Source organism: Gemmatimonadota bacterium (assembly GCA_016712265.1).
Taxonomy (GTDB): Bacteria; Gemmatimonadota; Gemmatimonadetes; order Gemmatimonadales; family Gemmatimonadaceae; genus RBC101.
Genome location: JADJRJ010000031.1, coordinates 1374202 through 1393927 on the forward strand (window position 1 = coordinate 1374202; position 19726 = coordinate 1393927).

At 68.0% G+C, this 19726-nt stretch carries 11 protein-coding genes; 8 read left to right on the top strand and 3 right to left on the bottom strand.

Features of this window, described 5'->3' with window-relative positions; genetic code table 11:
• Positions 1-63: 63 nt before the first annotated feature.
• The gene (locus tag IPK85_26850; protein MBK8250985.1) at positions 64-501 is read right to left on the bottom strand and encodes a DUF393 domain-containing protein; all 438 of its coding nucleotides are present in this window, start codon (positions 499-501) and stop codon (positions 64-66) included.
• Positions 502-658: 157 nt separating this feature from the next.
• Between IPK85_26850 and priA the strand changes: the two genes are divergently transcribed.
• The 4 genes from priA (at position 659) to IPK85_26870 (ending at position 5628) form a co-directional block, all read left to right on the top strand.
• Positions 659-2956 carry a primosomal protein N' gene (gene priA, locus IPK85_26855; protein MBK8250986.1) on the top strand — a complete coding sequence of 766 codons (2298 nt, stop codon included), beginning with the start codon at positions 659-661 and terminating at the stop codon, positions 2954-2956.
• Between the two features lie 145 nt (positions 2957-3101).
• Positions 3102-3911, top strand: coding sequence for a hypothetical protein (locus IPK85_26860; GenBank protein ID MBK8250987.1), 810 nt, complete (start codon positions 3102-3104; stop codon positions 3909-3911).
• 1 nt (position 3912) lies between these two features.
• Positions 3913-4644, top strand: coding sequence for a cytochrome c biogenesis protein CcdA (locus IPK85_26865; protein ID MBK8250988.1), 732 nt, complete (start codon positions 3913-3915; stop codon positions 4642-4644).
• 96 nt (positions 4645-4740) lie between these two features.
• Positions 4741-5628: a hypothetical protein gene (locus IPK85_26870; protein ID MBK8250989.1), complete on the top strand. Its 888-nt coding sequence runs from the start codon at positions 4741-4743 to the stop codon at positions 5626-5628.
• Positions 5629-5693: 65 nt separating this feature from the next.
• Here the strand turns inward: IPK85_26870 and IPK85_26875 are convergent, their stop codons facing one another.
• Positions 5694-8474 carry a hypothetical protein gene (locus IPK85_26875; GenBank protein MBK8250990.1) on the bottom strand — a complete coding sequence of 927 codons (2781 nt, stop codon included), beginning with the start codon at positions 8472-8474 and terminating at the stop codon, positions 5694-5696.
• Between the two features lie 311 nt (positions 8475-8785).
• Here IPK85_26875 and IPK85_26880 point away from each other — a divergent pair, with 311 nt between their 5' ends.
• A complete protein-coding gene (locus IPK85_26880) occupies positions 8786-12052 on the top strand; it encodes an Ig domain-containing protein (protein MBK8250991.1) in 3267 nt (1088 codons plus the stop codon).
• Here IPK85_26880 and IPK85_26885 read toward each other — a convergent pair.
• Complete coding sequence (locus IPK85_26885; protein MBK8250992.1) at positions 12049-12711, bottom strand: hypothetical protein; 663 nt, start codon at positions 12709-12711, stop codon at positions 12049-12051. The two genes, IPK85_26880 and IPK85_26885, sit on opposite strands and share 4 nt — an antisense overlap.
• A 240-nt stretch (positions 12712-12951) precedes the next feature.
• Here IPK85_26885 and IPK85_26890 point away from each other — a divergent pair, with 240 nt between their 5' ends.
• Genes IPK85_26890 through IPK85_26900 form a run of 3 tightly spaced genes read left to right on the top strand, consistent with a single transcriptional unit; the run spans position 12952 to position 19556 of the window.
• Complete coding sequence (locus IPK85_26890; protein MBK8250993.1) at positions 12952-13341, top strand: hypothetical protein; 390 nt, start codon at positions 12952-12954, stop codon at positions 13339-13341.
• Positions 13328-16153: a carboxypeptidase regulatory-like domain-containing protein gene (locus tag IPK85_26895; protein MBK8250994.1), complete on the top strand. Its 2826-nt coding sequence runs from the start codon at positions 13328-13330 to the stop codon at positions 16151-16153. The genes IPK85_26890 and IPK85_26895 overlap by 14 nt, the downstream gene beginning before the upstream one ends.
• On the top strand, positions 16143-19556 hold the full coding sequence (locus tag IPK85_26900; protein MBK8250995.1) for a PKD domain-containing protein: 3414 nt from the start codon (positions 16143-16145) through the stop codon (positions 19554-19556). The genes IPK85_26895 and IPK85_26900 overlap by 11 nt, the downstream gene beginning before the upstream one ends.
• Positions 19557-19726 lie beyond the last annotated feature (170 nt).

Below are 19726 nucleotides of genomic sequence, written 5' to 3' on the forward strand. Positions count from 1 at the left end.
GAAACCGGGGGCTATGGGATCTCAATGGAGGATCGGCGTCGCCCGGTGATCCTGCAGCCGCCGTCAGTCGAGGAAGCGCCGCCGCGTGCCTGGGGCAGGGAGGGGGCAGGCGTCCAGCTTGCCGAAGATGCGATAGCGTGTCGCGGCAACACGGTCATAGACCCAGTCACGCAGCGGACGAGGCACCAGGTAGGCGATGGCCGCCAGGTTCCAGACGCCGCCCAGGTAGCGCGCCACCTGCAGGGCGGCGGTCGAGCGCACCCACGCCCCGTCTTTGTAGAGGAGCACCACGGAGTCCACTGCGGCGAGTTGCGGAAGGAGGCGTCGCGCTTCGTCTCCGATCGGCCCCTGCAGCGTGGCGAAGCGCATGGCGCCCTCGGGGTCTCGCTTCAGGATGAACTGCACGAACCGGTTGCAGAGGCCGCAGACGCCGTCGTACAACAGGACGTAGCCGTGCGCATCGATCGCTCGTCGCAGCGGGGAGGCCGCGGGGACCGACATGCGGGCGAGTGGGAGCTTCGGGCGCGCGCGAGCCATCACACGCAAGCTAGTGGGCCGGCGTGGTGGTGTGCACGCCATTTTCGACCGGCCAATGCGCGCGCGTGAGCGATTCGGCGCGTCGCCCGGTTCGGTCCGGGGATCGCCCTAGATTTGCGTGATGCCACGCGTCGTGGACGTCGCCCTCGCACTTCCGCTCTTTCGGACCTTTTCGTACCTCCCGCCCACGGATGGGGTGGAGGTCGCGCCGGGGAGCCGCGTCGTGGTGCCGTTCCGGAATCGTCGTGAGGTAGGTGTGGCCCTTGGCAGCCGCGAGGTTCCCGAAGGCGAGCGCGCCTGGAAGCGGATCGTGAGTGTGCCGGACCCGGACCCCGCCGTCGGGCCGGCCCTGCTCGCGACAGCGCAGTGGATCTCGTCGCACTACGTCGCGCCGATGGGCGTGGTGCTGCGCGCGGCCCTCCCCGTGCAGCTCACCTCCGCGGCGGCGCCAACCCCGCCCGGAAAGCGGCAGCGCGTCGTGGTACTGCACCGCCGCCTGGACTCCCTGATGGAGCGTGACGCCCTGTTCAAGCGGACGCCGAAACAGCGCGTGGTGTACGAGCACCTCGAGGCCAACAACGATCGAGCCACGGCGGCCGCCCTCCATGAGCGGCTCGGCATTGGCGACGGGGTCCTGCGCGCCATGGCGCAGCGTGGCCTGGTACGACTGGAACAGGAGGGCGTGCTGCGTGATCCGTTCGCCACGCGTGCCGTTGCGCCGGCGTCCGCCTACCAGCCAACCGAAGCGCAGCAGGCGGCGATCGACCAGATCTCGCAGGCGCCGCCCGGGACCGTGACCCTCCTGCACGGGGTAACCGGGAGTGGCAAGACGCTCGTGTACCTGGAAGTGCTGCGCCGCGCCCTCGTCGATCCGACGGCAACCGCCATCGTGCTCGTCCCGGAAATTGCCCTCACGCCGCAGACCGTCGCGCGCTTCCGGGCGTGGTTTGGTGACCAGGTGGCGGTGCTGCACAGCGCGTTGTCGGACGGCGAGCGACTGGACGCCTGGCGAGTGCTCCAGCGCCGCGAACGCCGGATCGCGGTCGGTGCACGGTCGGCGATCTTTGCGCCGTTGGCCAACGTGCGGGTCATCGTGGTCGACGAGGAGCACGAGGCGAGCTACAAGCAGGCCGAATCGCCGCGGTATCACGCGCGCGATGTGGCGATTGTCCGTGCGCGGCACGAGGGGGCGGTGGTCGTCCTTGGGAGCGCGACGCCCTCCCTCGAGAGCTGGCACCACGCGCAGGAGGGACGGCACACCCTCGTGTCGCTCCCGGACCGCGTGGGGGGCGGCGTCCTGCCGTCGGTGTCGGTGGTGGACCTTCGGGGGCCGCGTCCCTCGGTGGCCCAGCTCCCCGATGGGGCGCGGGTCCCTGCGCCGCCACAGGAGCCGGCAGAGCGGGATCCCTTTCGTCGGGTGATCTGCCAGTCGTTGGAGTCGGCGTTGCGGGAACGGATCGCCCGTGGTGAGCAGTCCATCGTGTTGCTCAACCGACGCGGCTACGCCTCGTTTCTGCAGTGCGCGAGCTGCGGGGAGGTCGCGGCGTGTCCCAATTGCTCAATCTCGCTCACGCTGCACCGGACCCCGGAGCGGCTGGCGTGTCACTACTGCGGACATCATGAGGAGGTGCACCAGGCCTGCCGGCGGTGCCGGGCGCCGACCGTCCGCCACAAGGGGCTCGGCACCCAACAGGTGGAACGCTTGTTAGGCGAGCGCCTGCCCACGGCACGCATCGCCCGCATGGACCTGGACACGACGAGCGGCAAATGGGCCCATGCCGACATATTGGATCGCGTGGGACGCGGCGAGGTGGACATTCTCCTCGGTACGCAGATGATCGCCAAGGGCTTGGACTTTCCCGGCGTGACCCTGGTCGGTGTGATCGATGCCGATGTGGGAATGAACCTGCCCGATTTTCGCGCCGCCGAACGGACGTTTCAGCTGCTCGCCCAGGTGGCCGGTCGGGCCGGTCGCAGCGTCAAGGCCGGGCATGTCATCGTGCAGACGCGCATGCCGGACCACCACGCGGTCACCTGTGCGGTGACCCACGATTATCACAGCTTCGTGGCCCGTGAGCTGGCCGACCGGCGGGCGCCCGCCTATCCCCCGATGGTGCGCCTGGCCAACGTCGTGTTCAGTGGCATCGAAGAGGTCGCCGTTGCCGAGGTGGCGCAGGCGGCGGCGTCCTGGCTCCAGCGCCTTGTGGAAAACCGCCAGCTCACGGGGGTCCGCCTGATCGGGCCTGCGCCGTCGCCGATCACCCGCATCAAGACGCGCTACAGGTGGCACCTGCTGCTCAAATCGGTCGACGGTCGTATGCTCACAAATGTGTTGCGGTTCTTCGCCGAACGATTCGACGTGCCCGCCCGCCATGAACTGCGGGTCAGCATCGATCGTGATCCGGTCACTTTGCTCTAGGTGCGGTGACTCGCGTTATGATCGCGCGTGTCACCCGTGTATCTTGCGGAGTGCCCAACGCACCGGACTCGATGAACCTGCCTCGTCTGCATTCGCCCGCCGCGATCGCTCCCTCCTGCCGTCCTCCATTCGTGGGGGTCGTGCGATGAATGACGTGACGCGCCGCTTTCTCAACGGAGTGCTCGAGCGAGTACCCGAGTCCCGCATCGTGGAGGTGCGGGTGTTTCCCGCCATGCGGCAAGGCGGGGTCGAATCGGGGATCGCCGTCCTCGCCGTCGAGCAGGGGTTCGATTCCATCCCGGATGCAACAGCGGCGCTCGAGATGGACGAGCTGGTCGAGGACGCCGTAGATGGTGCGGTGGTCCCGGCCGATCACGAGATGGTCATGACCCTCGCGATCGCCGAAGTTGATGACGCCGAGTCCGACGACCTGGGCGACGCTGGCAGCGGTCTCGGGGACTCGTGGCCGGTGACGGTGACGTCTGACGAAGCGGCCGTCGAGCGCGAGCGGGCCCTCTTGGTCACATCCGATGGGGTGCACGTCGCGGACCTTCCGTTGCACGAGATGGCCGATGCCACGGTGGGCGACGTGGAGCGGGAACTCGACACCGACGTCGCGCTGGCCGACGTGGGCGTGGCCGAACCGGAAGAATCGATCGCGTTAGGCGATATCCTCGCCCTCCCGGCGCCGGAGCGGACCGTCCCCGTGCGTGACCCGCAGGAACGACTCGCCATCCTTTGTGCACGTTATCGTCTCGTGCTCAAGGGACCGGATCGCGGGAAGTGGGAGCTTGAGGTCGTGCACCAGGCCGATGCGCCGCTGGCGACCCTGGACCGGGTGATCGCCGGTGTGGTGCGCCGGTCGGGGGAGACGGCCGAACCGGAGCGCTTGAGTGGCGAGTCCCTTCGCACGCGGCTCGACGCGCCCCCGTGGGTCGAGGGGGCCGCGGCCTGACATGGAGGTCGCGAGCGTCGGCTGGTTTGTCGCCTTTACGGCGGGACTGCTGTCCTTCCTCTCGCCCTGCGTCCTGCCGCTCGTCCCCACCTACATCACGTTCATCAGTGGTGTCTCGCTGGAGGACGCGCAGTCAACGGCGACGCGACGGACGGCCCTCATCCATGGCCTGCTTTTCACCTTTGGCTTCTCGCTGATCTTTGTCGCCATCGGCGCAATTGCCTCGGGGATCGGCCAGGTCGCCGTCGCCAACCGCGGGTGGATCAGCAAGGCCGGCGGCGTGATGATCATCATCTTCGGGCTGTACCTGATGGGGATCCTGCGCAGCCAGATGCTCTCCACCGAGAAGCGGGTGCACCTGGCCGACAAGCCCGCCGGGTACCTCGGCACGGTGTTCGTTGGCATCGCGTTCGGCGCAGGGTGGACGCCCTGCATCGGCCCGATCCTCGCGTCGATCTACGCGTACGCGTCCGCGCAGGAGACGATGGGGGAGGCCCTTGGGCTGCTCGTGGCGTACTCGCTCGGGTTGGCGGTTCCCTTCATCATCTCGGCCGTGGCGGTCGATCGCTTCATGGCCTTTTTCCACCGCATCAAGCGACACATGGCCTGGTTGCAGCGGGGAACCGGGGTGATCATGGTGGCGATCGGGGTGCTGATGGTCACGGGGCGTTTCACAATCCTCGCGTCCTACCTGAACCGGTTCACTCCGGAGTTCCTCCTGGACCGGTTGTAGACGACCTCGCCTGGCACCACCCCGGCCGGTCATGGGTCACGGCACCTTTCGCCCCGGCGGTGGTATCTTGGAGGGACCCCATCCACCCGGACCCCGATGCGCACTCCACTGCTCGTTGCCGCGCTGGCCGCTATCGCCTTGGCCTGCGGCGACCGCACGAATGACGGCTTGGCGCAGGACTCGACCCTGACGCGCGACCTGGCTCGCGCGGGCGAGGATTCAATGGCGCAGCCGCAATTGCAGGATGTGCCGGACACCGCGGTGCTCGCGGAAGCCCCGCCTCCACCTCCGCCGGCCGCGACACCCAAGTCGACGCCGCGGCCGAAGCAGAGCCTGCCGCCCGCGAAGTCCAACCCAACCCCCACGCCGACCCCAACTCCACCACCGGCGCCAGCACCCACCACGACGCCGAGTGGGAACACGATCGACAAGGGGAGTGGTGCGGCGGAGAAGGCGACCGGGAGTGTCGCGGCTGGGAGCATCCTCAAGTTGGACGCGCTCAACCAGGTGTGCACCAACACCAACAAGGTGGGCGACCGATTTACCGCCACAGTGACGGAAGCGGTCAGTGGCTCGAACGGGGTGATGATCCCGTCTGGTGCCGACGTGACGCTCGAACTGACGGAGCTCAAGCGCTCGGACAACACCAATGACAACATCGTGATGGGGTTCCGGGTGATCAACGTGACCTTCGGCGGGCGCACCTACCCGTTGGATGCGGATGTGCAGACGGCGACCATTGATCGTGTGCGTGCGTCGAGCAAGGGGAATGACGCGAAGAAGGTGGCGGGCGGCGCGGCGGTCGGCGCGATCGTCGGTCAGGTCCTCGGCAAGGGGAAGAAGGGGACGCTGATCGGTGCGGCTGCCGGTGCGGCGGCGGGTGCGGCCGCGGCGGCGGCGACGGCGAATTACGAAGGCTGCGTGAATGCCGGGGCGGACATCGTGGTGAAGCTGAACACTTCAGTGGTGATCGCCGCGACCTGAGCTGTGCCGGGGTTGCGATGAAGGGGCGCGGCTGACGGACCAGCGGCGCCCCTTCGTACGAGCGATCACGGGGCGAGCAGCAACACGCGCACGGGTGTCGACACGATCGCCGTCGTGGTGCCGTCGCCGCGCTGCCCGAAGGTTCCTGGGCCCCAGCACCAGACTTCCCCCAGGGTGTTCACAGCACAGACGAGTGAGCCGTTAGGCCCGGAAGCCGGACCGACGTCGATGCGGGGCAGTGCCAGCGCCGGGCCCGGAACCGCGAGGTTGGTGGCGATCGTGGGCACCGGCTGGCTGCCTGTGGTGGTGCCGTCGCCGAGCGATCCGAGGTCACCACGCCCCCAACAGTAAACTGTGTGGGTCGCGGAGACCGCGATGCCGCAGGTGGTCTCACCGCCAACGCTCAGCCGCAGGAATTGCACGCCTGGGGCGACCATGGTCGGGGGAGCGATCGTCGCATCGACGAGTCCATCGCCCACCTGTCCACGCGTGCGATCACCCCAGCACCACGCGCGCGAGGTGGAGTCGAGCGCGCATGTGTGCACGAGGCCCCCATCGATGCGGGCGAAGGTTGTCCCTCCGGGGACCGCGAGCGGGGTCGGTACCATGGCTCCGACGATCGCGGGGTCGGACCCCAGCTCGCCGCGGGCGTTCCCGCCCCAGCAGAAGGCGGCGCCTGCAGCGGTCAGGGCACAGGTGTGGCTTTCTCCCGCGGCGATGTCAGTGAAGCGCAGGCCGCCATCCTGCACGCGCTGTGGCAGGATCACGGGTGACCCCGCCGATCCGATGCCGGTCTGGCCTTCGGCGTTCCAGCCCCAGCACCACGCCTCCCCCTGCGCCGTGAGCCCGCAGGTATGGTATCCCCCGGCGGCGATCTTCGAGAACGACACCCCACCCGATTGCGGTGGGAGTGGGGTGGACTGCACCCCGCCGATCGCCCCGTTGCCTAACGCGGCGAACGCGTTGAGCCCCCAGCAGAAGGCCGTGCCGCCCGCGAGTCCACACGTGTGGGCGTACCCCGACGTGAGGTCGGAAATCGGGAACGGCGTGACCACTCGAAGCGGGACCGAGGACAGGGGTGGGACGGTCGTGCCGATACCGAGGGCGCCGTTGGCATTCTCACCCCAACACTGGATGGTGGTGGTCATCGTGGCGCACCCATGCGACGTGGCAGCGGTGACTCCTTCGATGACGGCGCAATTGACCGCCAGGTCTGCGGTCACGCTCCCACCGCTCGGGACGGCCACGTGGCTCGGCGTCACGCCACACCCCGGCGGGAGTCCGGTCACCCCCAGCGTGTGGTCACCGGCCGGAAGCGACAAGGCATACATCCCGGATGCGTTCGTGGCGCCGGTAGTCCCAACGTTGGAGGACACCGTCGCGGCACCGAACGGCCCACGGGTCGTGCTGGCCACGATGCCGGATACGCCTCCAGGCGCCGGAGGCAGCGGCGCCGCAATCGTCCAGCCCGCGTGCCAGGGAATATTCGTGGCGATGAGGCCGGCCGGGGCTACTGCGCCGATGTAGGGTGCGGAAACGAAGAATGGGTCGGCGGGTGTTGCGGCTGGCGGTAGTGTGACCGCGTCGGTCCCGGGCCGGGGGCGCGCATCGGGTGTGATGAGGTTCTCCGCGCCAATGAGCAGCTGCTGCACCTGCGTCGGGCTGGTGACGATGCGGCTCGCGTTCGCCGGGTCAGCGAGCCACTGGGCCTCGACGTCCGGCGATGTGTAGCCGAGGCAGGTGGGATCGGCGTCGGGGTCACCCGGGGTCGTCGCGCCGGCTACGAGGACGTGGGTCAGGACCGGCGGGTCGATGCTGAAGGGGATGCAGGTGGAGGCGTCGGCGAGCCCGAAAGCGACGGGAGGCCGGAAGGCGAGAACGTTGCGGAGCTCGCCGGACGTGCCGCGGGCGAGGACGATGGCCGTGGCGGTTGCGTGGAAGGGATTGGCCGGGAGCGAGGGTGCGACGATTGTGACATTGTGCAGGACGGGAGCAGAGCGGGGGACGCCCTGCGTATTCGCGCTGTCGTCGGCGGCGGCGTTGCTTGCAAGCATCCCGCCATGCTGCCAGGCGGCGTCCTGCTGAATGGCGACAAACTGTGCGTTGCCACGCCATCCGCCGAGCCAGGTGAGGCCGTACTCTCGGTTGGCGGTGAGGAAGGCATGGCGCAGCCCCACCGTGCCCCCGACGATCCGGAGTCCGTCGCGGCGGCTGCGGTTGACCTGCACGAAGTCGATGGTGGTGCCACGCCCGACGCCCAACAGCTGCAGTCCGTCGCGGGCATGTTCCACCCGGACGTAGCGAAGGACCCCCGAGGAATCGGCGTCATCGCAGCCGCCGTAGGCCAGGGCGCCGGCCTGGGTCTCCCGACAGCCGGAGGGGCCGGTGCCGCGCGCGGCGGGACTGGTCAGGGCCCCGAAGTTGATCCGGGCGTTGCCCCGGATGCTCAGGCCGTCCCAGCATCCCTCATACGTGGGACGCGAATTGCAGCTGAACACAATGGGCTGGAGGGGCGTCCCGATGGCGATCACACGGGCATCGCGGCTGATGGACAGGGAGGCGCCCGGAGCGGCCTCGATGCGGGTCCCGGGGGCGATCACGAGCTCGGCGTCCGCGGCGAGCGTCACCGGGCCGTCGAGGGCGACGACCGCACGCCAGGTCAGTCTCCCATGGATGGTGCCACTGGCCACATGAGTGATCGGGCCGCGCGCGGCGGACGCGGTCGTGAGGAGGCAGAAGACGAGGGGAAGCAACCGACGGGACATGGGCACCGGGAGGACGTGGGGACGGGGCCGAATCTGCGGGATCTCGGCGGCGGTGCCGTCACGCGCGTGAACCGTGGTCATCACCGGCCGGTCACGCTGACCGGCCCGCGTCGGTCGGGTCCTCGGCAAGCTGCGGAGTGTTAGGTGAGCGGTCCTCGGGCGATCGGTCCTGCCCTGGTCACCGTTGTGTCACCACGCGCCGACGAGGCCGTCACGGTCGTGCGGCGCGTGTCACGGTGTCGGTGACGTCGCGCAACACTCCTGCACCGAACCGTACGGCTGACTGGCCCCGGTCTCGTGTCCGCCCAACCTTCGCGTCCCCGCGCACCGCCCGTGGTCGCGCGGTGTCGCCGTGTGCTGAGCCTCCAATTGCCATGTGGGTTGATACGCCGATGGTCCCCTCCCGATTGACGCGCTTCTGTGTCGTGCTTGGTGCGGTGTTCGCCGCCGCCTGTGGTGACGACGTTTCCATCATTGCCCCGCCAGCGGAACCTGCGATTCGAGGGATTGGGGTCGCGCCGGTGAACGCGACGCTCAAGCCCGGCGAAACGCTCATCATGGTGGCGCAAGTGACGGCGGACTCCGGCGCGGACCGCGGGGTAACGTGGAGCTCGGCAGATCCGCGGCGCGCCACGGTGTCGGCGAACGGGATCGTGACGGCGGTCTCCGAGGGGGTGGTGATCGTCACGGCGACCTCGCGCGCCCGGCCCGACATTTCTGCGTTTGCCACCATTCAGGTGCTCCCGGCGGCCACCGTGCGATCGATCGGCATTACCCCAGCGACCTTGACGTTGCGCGTGGGGACCAGCGTGCCGCTGGTGGCGGCGGTGCAGGCCGACTCCGGGGCAGACCGCACCGTGTTGTGGAGCTCGGCCGACCCGAGCCGCGTCTCCATCTCGAGTACCGGCGTTGTCACCGGATTGGCGGAAGGGGTCGCTGTGGTCACGGCGACGTCGCGCGCGCGCCCCGAAGTGTCGGCCTCATCGGCGGTGACGGTGCAGCCGGCGGCTGGCGTGCGTTCGTTGAGCGTGACGCCAGCGTCCGTGGAGTTGCAGCCGGGGGCGCAGCAGGCGCTGGCGGTGAACGTGCAGGCCGACGATGGCGTCACCCGCAGCGTGACCTACACATCGAACAATCCCGCGATCGCCACCGTCTCTCCCGCCGGCGTGGTGACGGCCGTTGCGATCGGGACGACGACGATCACGGTGTCGGCGGTGGCGTCGCCTAACGTGACTGCGACCGCCATCGTCAGCGTAAAGTCGCCGGCGCCGCCGCAGGTGTCGATCCAGTCGATCACGAAGGGCGGAACCGGTTTCCCCGTCAACCTGCAGGGTGCGGGTGGGCAGCTCGATGTCACGATCAATGTGGCCCCCGGCCAGGACCCCCTGTCGACGGTGGACCTGATCGTGAACCAGAACGGGTCCGACATCCTCGTCGCCACGCAGGCGTTCCTCGGCGGCGGCGCAACGGCGGGCCGGGCGGACGCAGCGCAGGCATCCACCGCGCCGATCGTCCTGTCGTTCCGCACGGAACTGTACGATCCGGAGACGGGTGAGGTGCGCATGAAGAACGGCCCGGTTGCGCTGCGCGCGGTGGCGAAGTCCGTGGCCCCGGGCAGCGGGACGGCTCAGTCGGCATCCAACACGGTATTGCTGACCCTGTTCAATCCCGATGGCTTTCATGTGACGATGCAGGCGCTGAGCTCGACCTCGCAGTTCAATGCCAACGACGCGAACGGACGCGCGTGGGTGCAGGCGGGTCGAGGGCTGGTGGTCCGTAGCGTCCCGGTCTCGTTCTCCGGGCGGGTGATCGGCTTGCGCACCATTGCCTTTCCCGGCGAGGCGCCGGTGGCCAACCTGGTGTCGACGCGTACTGGCGTCTCGGTTGACACCCTCGCGTTGAACGGTTTCAGCGCGCCAACCACGGGTGAGGCGTACCTGAATGGTCAGTTCCCCGCGATGACGGCGGCCAGCACGCTGGGCGAGACCATTGCCTTGGCCGGAACGGCGGGGACGTCGGGGGCCGGCGTGCTCAATGCCCAGCCGCAGGTCACCTCAGGCGAACGTCTCACGGGCCTCCGCGTGGACAACGCACCGCCGCCTTCGGGTGCGACCTTCGTCATCTCCACGGCCTCGGCCAACAGCAATAACTGGATCAACGGCACCTATCCGTTCGAGTCGGGACTCAGTGGCTTGGTGGGGGATGCCGGGGTCGGGCTGGCCGGTTCCAACACGACGCCAACGGCCGCCAGCGCCCTCGTGGAGTTCCGGATCACCGGTGGCGCGCTCACGGATACGGTCGTGGCGACCCAGGGAAGCGCACTGGCGGCGACGACGACCCACCTGGCCTACAAGGGTGTTGCGCGCTATGCCGACCGCCTCGGCAACCGACGCGAGGTGCCGTTGACCGGGTCTGGCGTGAACCCTCTCGCGACTTTTGGGGTGGACCTCGTGGCGCCGACCGCGCGTTACCTGACCAGTCCACCCCCAGGGGCCGCCACGATCGGCTTCTCCTCGGATTCGGTGTACACCTCACTGACGGACGTCGGCCTGTCGCCCTTCGTGTTCGGCATCGAGGCGATTGATGACCGCAGCGGGTTCGGCGCCACCCCGGTTGAGGTGACGCTGGAGCGACACTCGCAGCCCAATCCCTCGGGCTCGTTCCTTGGCACGCGCACCTGCGTGATCGGCACCGCGGTCAATGGCACGTGTACGGCGGGCGCCGTGGCCTTCGCGGGCTCTCCCCTCACCGATGGGTACCGGCAGCTCACCACGGCGCTCGATGGCACGACCGGGCTCGAGGGCTACTACGGGTGGGTGGGTCTCGTGCGCGACCAGGCGGGGAACGCGAGCAGCGTGTTGCGCAAGCGCGTGCTCTATGACCAGGGCACCGGCGCCTCGGCGCCGCTGGTGGCCACGGCGGGCGCGCCCGCGTTCATGCGGGGCGGCCAGGCGGTGACCTTCGTCCCGGTCGCCACCGACAATGTTGAGCTGACGAAGGGCCAACTGTACGTCGGCTACCCGAACCTGCCAACGACCACCATCCTGGCCTATGAAGGCGGAGCGGCGGGATCCTTCGCCATCGGGACCGCGTTTGACTCGCTGTTGACGTCACCAATTTCAGGTGGGCCCGGCTTCACGATCTCCCACTTTATCCGTGCGATCGAGAGCACCGATGTCGCGCACGCGCCGCAAGCCTACAACGCGGCGACCGTCAAGCCGAACGCGACCAATGTGGTCGTGCGTGATGTGCCGAACCTCGTGCCCGCGACCCTGGCCGCAAATGCGGTGATCCTGCCCGGGATGGTGGAGACGCCAACGGGGACTCCGGGGTTTGCCAACCTGACCGGCCAGCTGGCGCTGCTGAAGTGGCGTCCGTTCACGGGATCCGGCTTCATTCGCATGGAAGCCGTGGGGCCGAGCGGCCAGACCGATTCTCCGTTTGCCCGCGTCTACCTGGCCAAGCTGGAGGCGGGCATTGCGCCGAATGCCCAGGTCTGGCGTATCCTGAGTGAACAGACAGCTGCGACGAGCCAGGACAACGGGCTTGAGCGTGTCTGGAAGTACGATCTGGGGACCAGTCTCTCGGCCGGTTCCTACATCGCGATCGGCGTCACTGACGACGGCGACGCGATCGTCTCACAGGTGATCGTGATCTAGTCTGGATTGGCCAGGTCGGCTGCGAGGACCAAATGGAGGCGCACGTCCCGCACGGTGGGCTCCGCGTCAAAGCCGATGGTGCGCCACTCCGTGGCGTCACCGGCGGCGACGGGGGCGGCGAACCGCTTGAACCGGGCGCAGGTGGGGCCGGGTGGCAGGCAGGGGGTGGAGCGCCAGTAGTCGAAGGGAAGGCCGTCCCAGTCCACCGAGGGGGAGACGGTCCCACTGCCGGGCACGGCGATCCGCAGCTCGTTAGGCGAGGTGACCGTAATCCCACCCGGGGTGGCGAGCGCTTCGACACGCGCGGCAAACAGGTAGATGCCGCCGCCACCATCCGGCGCCGTGGGAAACGTGGGTGTCACGAGGCGTGTGCGCGTGAGGCGATTGTGGATGCGCACGCTGGCGGTGACGCGCACCCACCCGGGTCGCACGGCGCCGACCATGGAGCGACGCAGGTCGCGCACCTCAACGGCGAGCGCGTCCTGGCCGAGCAGGGAGTGGAAGGCGAGCGACGGCGCGGGCGCCCCAACGAGCGAGACGTCGTGCACCAGCGCGAGGCGCGCGATGGCCGGGGGCAGCGGTGGCGGCGGCGTGACCTCAGCGGTCACGGCGCTGCGGCAGGCCACCAGGCTGGTGAGGAGCAGGAGATGGGGGCGCATGGCGAAGAGGGGACGTCCGCAAGTGTCGGCCGGTCACGTGTAACAGCCGCTGGCGACCGTGTAACGCTTCCCGATACACAACACCGCGTGAATGCGGACCGAAGCGTTGCGCGCTCTCTACCACGCGCCAATGGCCGGACGCGCCCGGGAGGGCGATCATCCCTTCCCACGCGCCGCCGTGGCTGGAGGCCTAACGAGTCATGGCCCGGCCGCCGGGCAGCGCCCAGCGAAGGACGAGGAGTGGCCAAGCGACGTTCACGGACCAGGGTAGGCAGGGATCGGCCGCGTCCGACGACATCCGCACCCTCCGCCCTCCTGATCCCCATCGCGGCCCACCGGCTCACCGCGCCCGTCATCCACGGGGGCAATCTCTATCGCGTGATCGAGAGTGCCGCCGGCCAGTGCGTCCTGCAGGAGTGGTGCGCGGGCTACTGGATGCCGAGCCTGCTTCCGCTCTACGAACTCAACGATGCCCGCCTCGCCTCGGAGCGGGACCTCGCCGAACGACAGGTGCCCATCGCGGACCGCCAGGTGACCACAGCGTCACTGGCATGGACCGCGCCGACTCTTACCCGCTTGCCCCACCAAGAGAGTGTGGCACGCCAGAGGAAATTGCATGTCAACCAGTGAAGCGTTGCCCTTGGGGGGCGGGCGCACCACGGTGTGTTGGCGTCCCCGCAGGGCGCGCCTGCTGAACGTACTGAGTCTCCTTTGCCTCCTGCCCGCAGCAGCCACCGCGCAAGGCGGTGGACGACTCGCGGGACGCGTGGTGGATGCCGGAAGCGCTCAGGCCATTTCGGGGGTCACCATTGTCGTGGGCGACAGCGCCGCGATCGTGGTAACGGACCTCGACGGGCGGTATCGCACCGGGCTGCTGCGTGTGGGCAAGTACAAGGTGCTCGCGCGACGCCTGGGGATGCAGCAGAAGCAGTACGACTCGATTGCGGTTGAGGACGGGCAAACGACGGTGGTGAACTTCGCTCTCTCCGCAGCCGCGGTCTCCCTTGAAGCGGTGGTCGTCAGCGCCGAGCGTGCCGATCGGGCGACGTCCGAGGCCGGCCTGCTCGCTGTGCAGCGGCGCGCCGCTTCGGCGTCTGACGGAATCAGCGCGGAACAAATCGCGCGCGCGCCGGATAGCGATGCCGGCGAGGCGGCCGTGCGTGTGCCTGGGGTGTCCATTGTGGACAACAAGTACGTCGTGGTGCGCGGCCTGGCCGAACGGTACAGCAACACGCTGCTGAATGGTGTGGAGATCGCGTCTCCGGAGCCGTCGAAGAAGGTGGTGCCGATGGACATCTTCCCGTCGTCGCTGATTGACGGGATCGTCGTCACCAAGAGTGCGACGCCGGACAAGCCTGGCGATTTCTCTGGTGGCAGCGTCGAGATTCGCACCAAGGAGTTCCCGGAGGAGTTCGTCTTTCAGTACAACCTCTCCGCGGGCGCCAACTCACTGGTGACCGGTCGGATGGTCGACTTGCCGGAGTGGAGGGGGCTCGACTACCTCGGCTTCGACGCCGGCAAGCGGCGTCGCGAACCGACGCTTCCGGCGTCCTTCGACGACCCGACGGCGGTGGAGCGATACCAGGAATCCCTGCGGAACGAATGGACGCCGCGTATGCGCCGTGCGCTCCCGAACCTCGGACTCGGCGTGAACGTCGGGGACCAGAAGCAGTTCGGGTCCAGTGCCTTTGGGTACCTGACCTCGCTGACCTGGTCGAACAAGAACGAACTGCAGCCAGAGCGGCTCTTTCAGTTCCTGCTCGACCCAAATGCGAACCCCGCGCGGGGGTATGTCTTCCGGGAGCGACGGTCGGTGGTGGACTGGGGTGGGATCTTCAATACGGCCCTGCGCCTCGGGACCAATCACAAGTTCGGGTGGAAGAACCTCTACACACGGAACGCCGAGGAGTATTACGCCACGAACGAAGGGTTCAACGTTGACCTGAACGGGGCGTTCCGCGGCTACCAGTTCTCCTACATCACGCGCGACCTGATCCAGACGCAGCTCACCGGCGAGCATATCGGGCAATTCATCCGGCCCTGGCGGGCGGAGTGGAAGGGCACAGTGAGCCGCTCGACGCGTGACGAGCCGGACAACCGCCAGGTGCCGTACGTGCGCCCGGATGACGACAGCTCGTTCTTCGTAGGGATCAACTCCGACTTCTGGTTCCGTTACCTGCAGGATGACCTCAGGGCAGGCCAGGTGGACCTCTCGACGCAGCTCCCGTGGTTTGGTGGGCGTGAGACGATGTTCAAGGTGGGGGGATCGGCGCGTCGCAAGGTGCGCGAGTTCGACGCCAGGATCGCCGCGCTCTCCCTCAACCTGCAGGGCGCCTTGCCGCCGCGGATTGGCACGCTCCCCCCTGAGCGCCTCTTCCAGCCGGAGAACGTCGGGGACTTCCTCATCGTGAACTTCCCCGGCAACCTCGCACAGCCGTATTCCGCGGACGATGACCTGTTTGCCGGGTACGCCATGCTGGACCTGCCGGTGTTCAGCTGGCTGCGCGTGGTCGGTGGTGCGCGGCTGGAGGATTGGCGGCTGAACCTGATGGACGGCGGGCGCGAGCGCTTCGCGATGGACTCCACGCTTGTCGCCACGACGCGGAACAACAAGGACGTGCTCTGGTCGGCGAATGCTACCGTGTCGCTCAGCGAGCGAATGAACCTACGGTTGGCAGCGTTCAAGAGCCTGTCGCGCCCGGACACCCGTGAGCTGTCGCGCGATGAGTATGTCGACCTGGTCGGGTCCTGTCCCCTGATCGGCAACCCGACCTTGCAGCGTACCCTCATCACCAACGGCGACCTGCGGTGGGAGTGGTACCCGGGGCCCGGTGAGGTGATCTCGGTCAGCGGATTCTGGAAGTACTTCGAGCAGCCGATCATTCGCGCCATTACCGGCGACAACAACTGCCGCTTTACCTACAACAACGGGGAAGACGCGACGAACGTCGGGGCGGAGATCGATGTGCGGAAGGGGTTGTCGTTCCTGCCGGGGGCGCTCGGCAACCTCGCGGTCGGCGTCAACGGCACGTATGTGCAGTCCCGGCTGACCATCGACCCGCGCTTCGGAAACTACGATCGCGACCTGCCGCTGGAGGACCAGTCCCCCTGGCTGCTGAACGCGAACCTCAACTGGGTCGACCCGCGCGGCCGCATGGAGGCCTCGGTCCTGTACAACTGGTTCGACGACCGGGTCTCGCGTTACGGGTTTCGCAGCGGCGGAGGTGGGGAGCAGGGCCCGAACATCATCGAGGAAGGGCGCGGCACGCTCGACGCCAAGGTGCAGTGGAAGGCGTCGCGCCAATGGACCGTGACCATGACCGGCAAGAACCTGACCGACAACCGCGTCACCTTCCGGCAGGACACGCGCCGTGGGGCGGTGCAAACCGGATACGCCCAGCCGGGCATCGGCGTGTCCCTTGGAGTGAGCCATGCGCGTTAGGCACTGGTTACCCGGCCTTGGAACGCTGGCGGTTCTTGCCGCCTGCGGCACCGAACAGACGGCCGTCGATGCGGCGCCGACCGCTGCAGCCCTCCGTGTGGAGGCCGTAGGCGTCAGTTCGGTGTCGATTTCGTGGGACCGAGTGAATGCCGCCAATGTGACGGGATATGAGTTGCAGCGGCGCGAAGACCTGAACGGGCCCTTCCGTCCCGTGGGGGGCAGCATCCCGCAGGCCGCCGGTCGTATCACGGTCTTCGACAACGAGGTCAAGCCGGAGACCTACTATGGCTATCGTGTCCTGACGCTCACGACTCTTGGCGGGCGATCCGGCCCGTCGACCGTGGGTGGGGCGCGCACCCCTTCGTTGCCCACGCTCGTCGTGACCGTCACCACGACAGCGCCGAACGACGGCTCCATGGACCCGGACGGGTATGTGGCCACCGTCCTCGGGCCGCGCGATACGGTCACGACCTCGATCGGGACCAACGGGCAGCGGCGCCTGGGCGCCCTGCGGGCGGGGAACTACCTGGTGGTGCTACGTGGTCTTGCCCGTAATTGTGATTTCCAGACGGGCGACTCGCTCCGGACGGCGGTGGTCACTGACATCGGCCTCGAGACCGAGACCTCTGTCCGCTTTGATGTGTCCTGTCGAGATCCGCGCCGCGGCAGTGTTGTCATCCGATACGAGCAGGATGGCGATACCACCGATGCCGACGGGGTGGGGCTCAGCGTCACGGGACTCCTGACCGAGCCTGATCCCGTCGATACCACGCGGGTGTTCGTGCGCACGGAACGGATCCAGACGCGCATCGCGACCTACCGCTACGACAATCTCCGAGGCGGTCAGTACGAAGTGACGCTCAGCGACATTGCGGCCGTGTGCAACGTGATTGGCAACCGCCGTCGCACCGTGACGGTGAAGGCGCTTTCGCTGGACACGCTGCGCTTCAATGCCAGCTGCTCCCGCCCGCAACAGCTCCCTGATACCGTGGGGAAGCCCGTGGTTCTGGAGCACGTGTGGTCTGCGGATGCTGCGCCGACAGGAACGAAGGTGTCCCTCACCACCACCTTTGATGGGACGCGCCTGCCGACAACCTCTTTCCAGGGGGTGTCGTTCGACGTGGGCTACTCGCCAACGGTCCTTCGCTTCGACTCCGTTCGCAAGGCCGACATCGGCACCCTGACGTCTAACGGACGGAGCAATCCGGGGTTGGTGCTGATGGCAGGCCTCGAAACGGACCCGGGTGGCTTTAGCGGCCGCATCGTGCTCGGTCGGATCTGGTTTACGGTGATTGGCGCGACCGGGACCAGCACGAGAACCGGCACCGTGCTCAAGTCGCTGCGTCCGGTCGGCGTGGGGAGCCCGGAGGAGGTCAGCAAGCTCCGTGCGCGGGAAGCCACCTTCACGGTCGGCACCTTCACGACACAGAACGTGCCGCCGGTGGCGCGTGCGAATGGTCCCTACGCGGCCACTGCAGGCGTGGCGATCCGCCTCTCGGCGATCGGTTCGACCGATCCCGACGGGCGTGTCACTGCCTGGCAGTGGGACTTTGGCGATGGGACCCCGCGGGTGAATGGGGAAACGGTGGACCACGTCTATGAGAACGCGGGCACCTTCACGGCGTCTGTCACGGTGACGGACGACAAGGGGGCGACCCATACCGACCAGGCGCGGGTCACAGTCACGAACTCCGGGGCCCCGAATGTCGCCCCGACGGCGCGCATCTCGGCGCCGGCGAGTGCTACGGTCAACAGCTCGGTCACCTTCAGTGGGACGCAGTCCACGGACCCTGATGGGACGATTCAGTCATACGCGTGGGCCTTTGGCGACGGGACCATCAGTTCGGGTCCGACGGTCGCCAAGGTCTACAGCGCCCCAGGCACCTACAACGCGACGCTCACGGTCACCGATAACCGCAACGCGCGGTCGACGGCTTCGCACGTCATCACCATCACGGCGGCGAACCCGGGAACGACGCCGTTCTCATGGAATGCGACCTTCAGTGCGGTCGACCAGGTGAACCAGAGCGTGGATCTGACATTGACGCTCGATCTGTCGGCGGACATCCCCGAGACGCCGGGACCCGAGGAGCTCAGTTCGTTCCTGGTGGATTCACTCAAGTGGGACCCCGTCATCCTGCGACTGGACGCGTTCAACTTTGGTCCGGGTCAACAGCAGACCGTGGACCAGTCGGATATCGCGCGTGGCAAGGTACGGTTCAGCGGTGGCACGGCGCCGGGGCAGAATCGTGGGGTGCTGACCATCGCGCGTCTGCGGTTCAAGGTCCTCGGCGGCCTGGGCGCGAGGGCCACCACCTTTACGGCGCTCGGCCCGCTCGTCGGCACGCCGGCCACCGGGTCCTTCAACTACCGGCCGAAGACCGATGTGCGCGAGGCCTCGTTTGTGAACGGGCCTCCAGTGCAGACGGGGACGATCCTTGGGGCGGTGACGTCCCCACAGAAGGGCAACATCCAGGGAGCGACGATCACGGTGAGCGGTGGCCTGAGCGCGACCACCGCGGCCAATGGCTCGTACAGCGTGGCAAACGTGCCGAGTGGGAGTCGCACGGTGACCGTGTCCGGATTGCCGAGTGACTGCACGGCGCCGCCGGCGCAGAGCGTGACTGTCACCGGTGGCGGAGTACACACCGTGAACTTCGCGGTCACGTGCACACCGCCGCCACCGACAGGGACCGTGACAGGTCTCGTGACCTCGAGTCTCGGTGGCGTGATCGCCGGGGCCACGGTGACGATTGCGCCGAACACGACGACGACGGACAGCACCGGGCGGTACACGATCGCGGGGGCGCCGTCACCCACGGGATCGATCCAAGTGACTGCCGGTGGGTGCACGTCGCGGACGGTGATCTACAACGGACTGGTGGCGAATGACACACTCACGCAGGATGTGCTGTTGACCTGCCAGCCGACGGGTGGGGCGACCTATCCGTTCACCCTCACGTGGGGGAACATCACCAACACCGGCCCGACGGGTCGCCAGGTGACCGCGATCTTCGCGATCGACATGGGACCGGCCCCTGGGCGTCCCGACGTGAACGGGAGCGGCGCGGACGAACTCGTCGCGCTGAACTGGACGCTGCAGTATGCGAGCACCGCGCTCGCCTACCGGTCGCGCACGATTCTGGCGAGCAACCTGGACCTGATCGCCGTGGGGAATCCGTCGCCCGGGCTGACCAACCTGGCGCAGACCAGCTCGCAGAACCTCACCGATAGCGGCAACATTCAGTTGGTGCGGGTGACCTTCGACATCGTGTCCGGCTTCTCGGGAACGGTGACGCCGACGATCACGCTGAACCAGGCGCGCGCCGGCTCGTTCTCCGCCGCAGTGAACGTGGATTCGTCAGTGCGGATTGGGACGGTGCCGACGCTGACCGTGCCCTGAGACGGGGAGCGGTGGGACGCGCGGGAGGCCCGGATCGGGTCTCCCGCGCGTTGCGTTTCGGGCTGCAGGAGGCGGCCGCGTTGCCGTTACATGGTGCGTCACGGATGCGCCCATTTCGGTGACCTGTTCCGCACAGCACCGGTACGGCCGGCACGGACCCGCTGTGACCT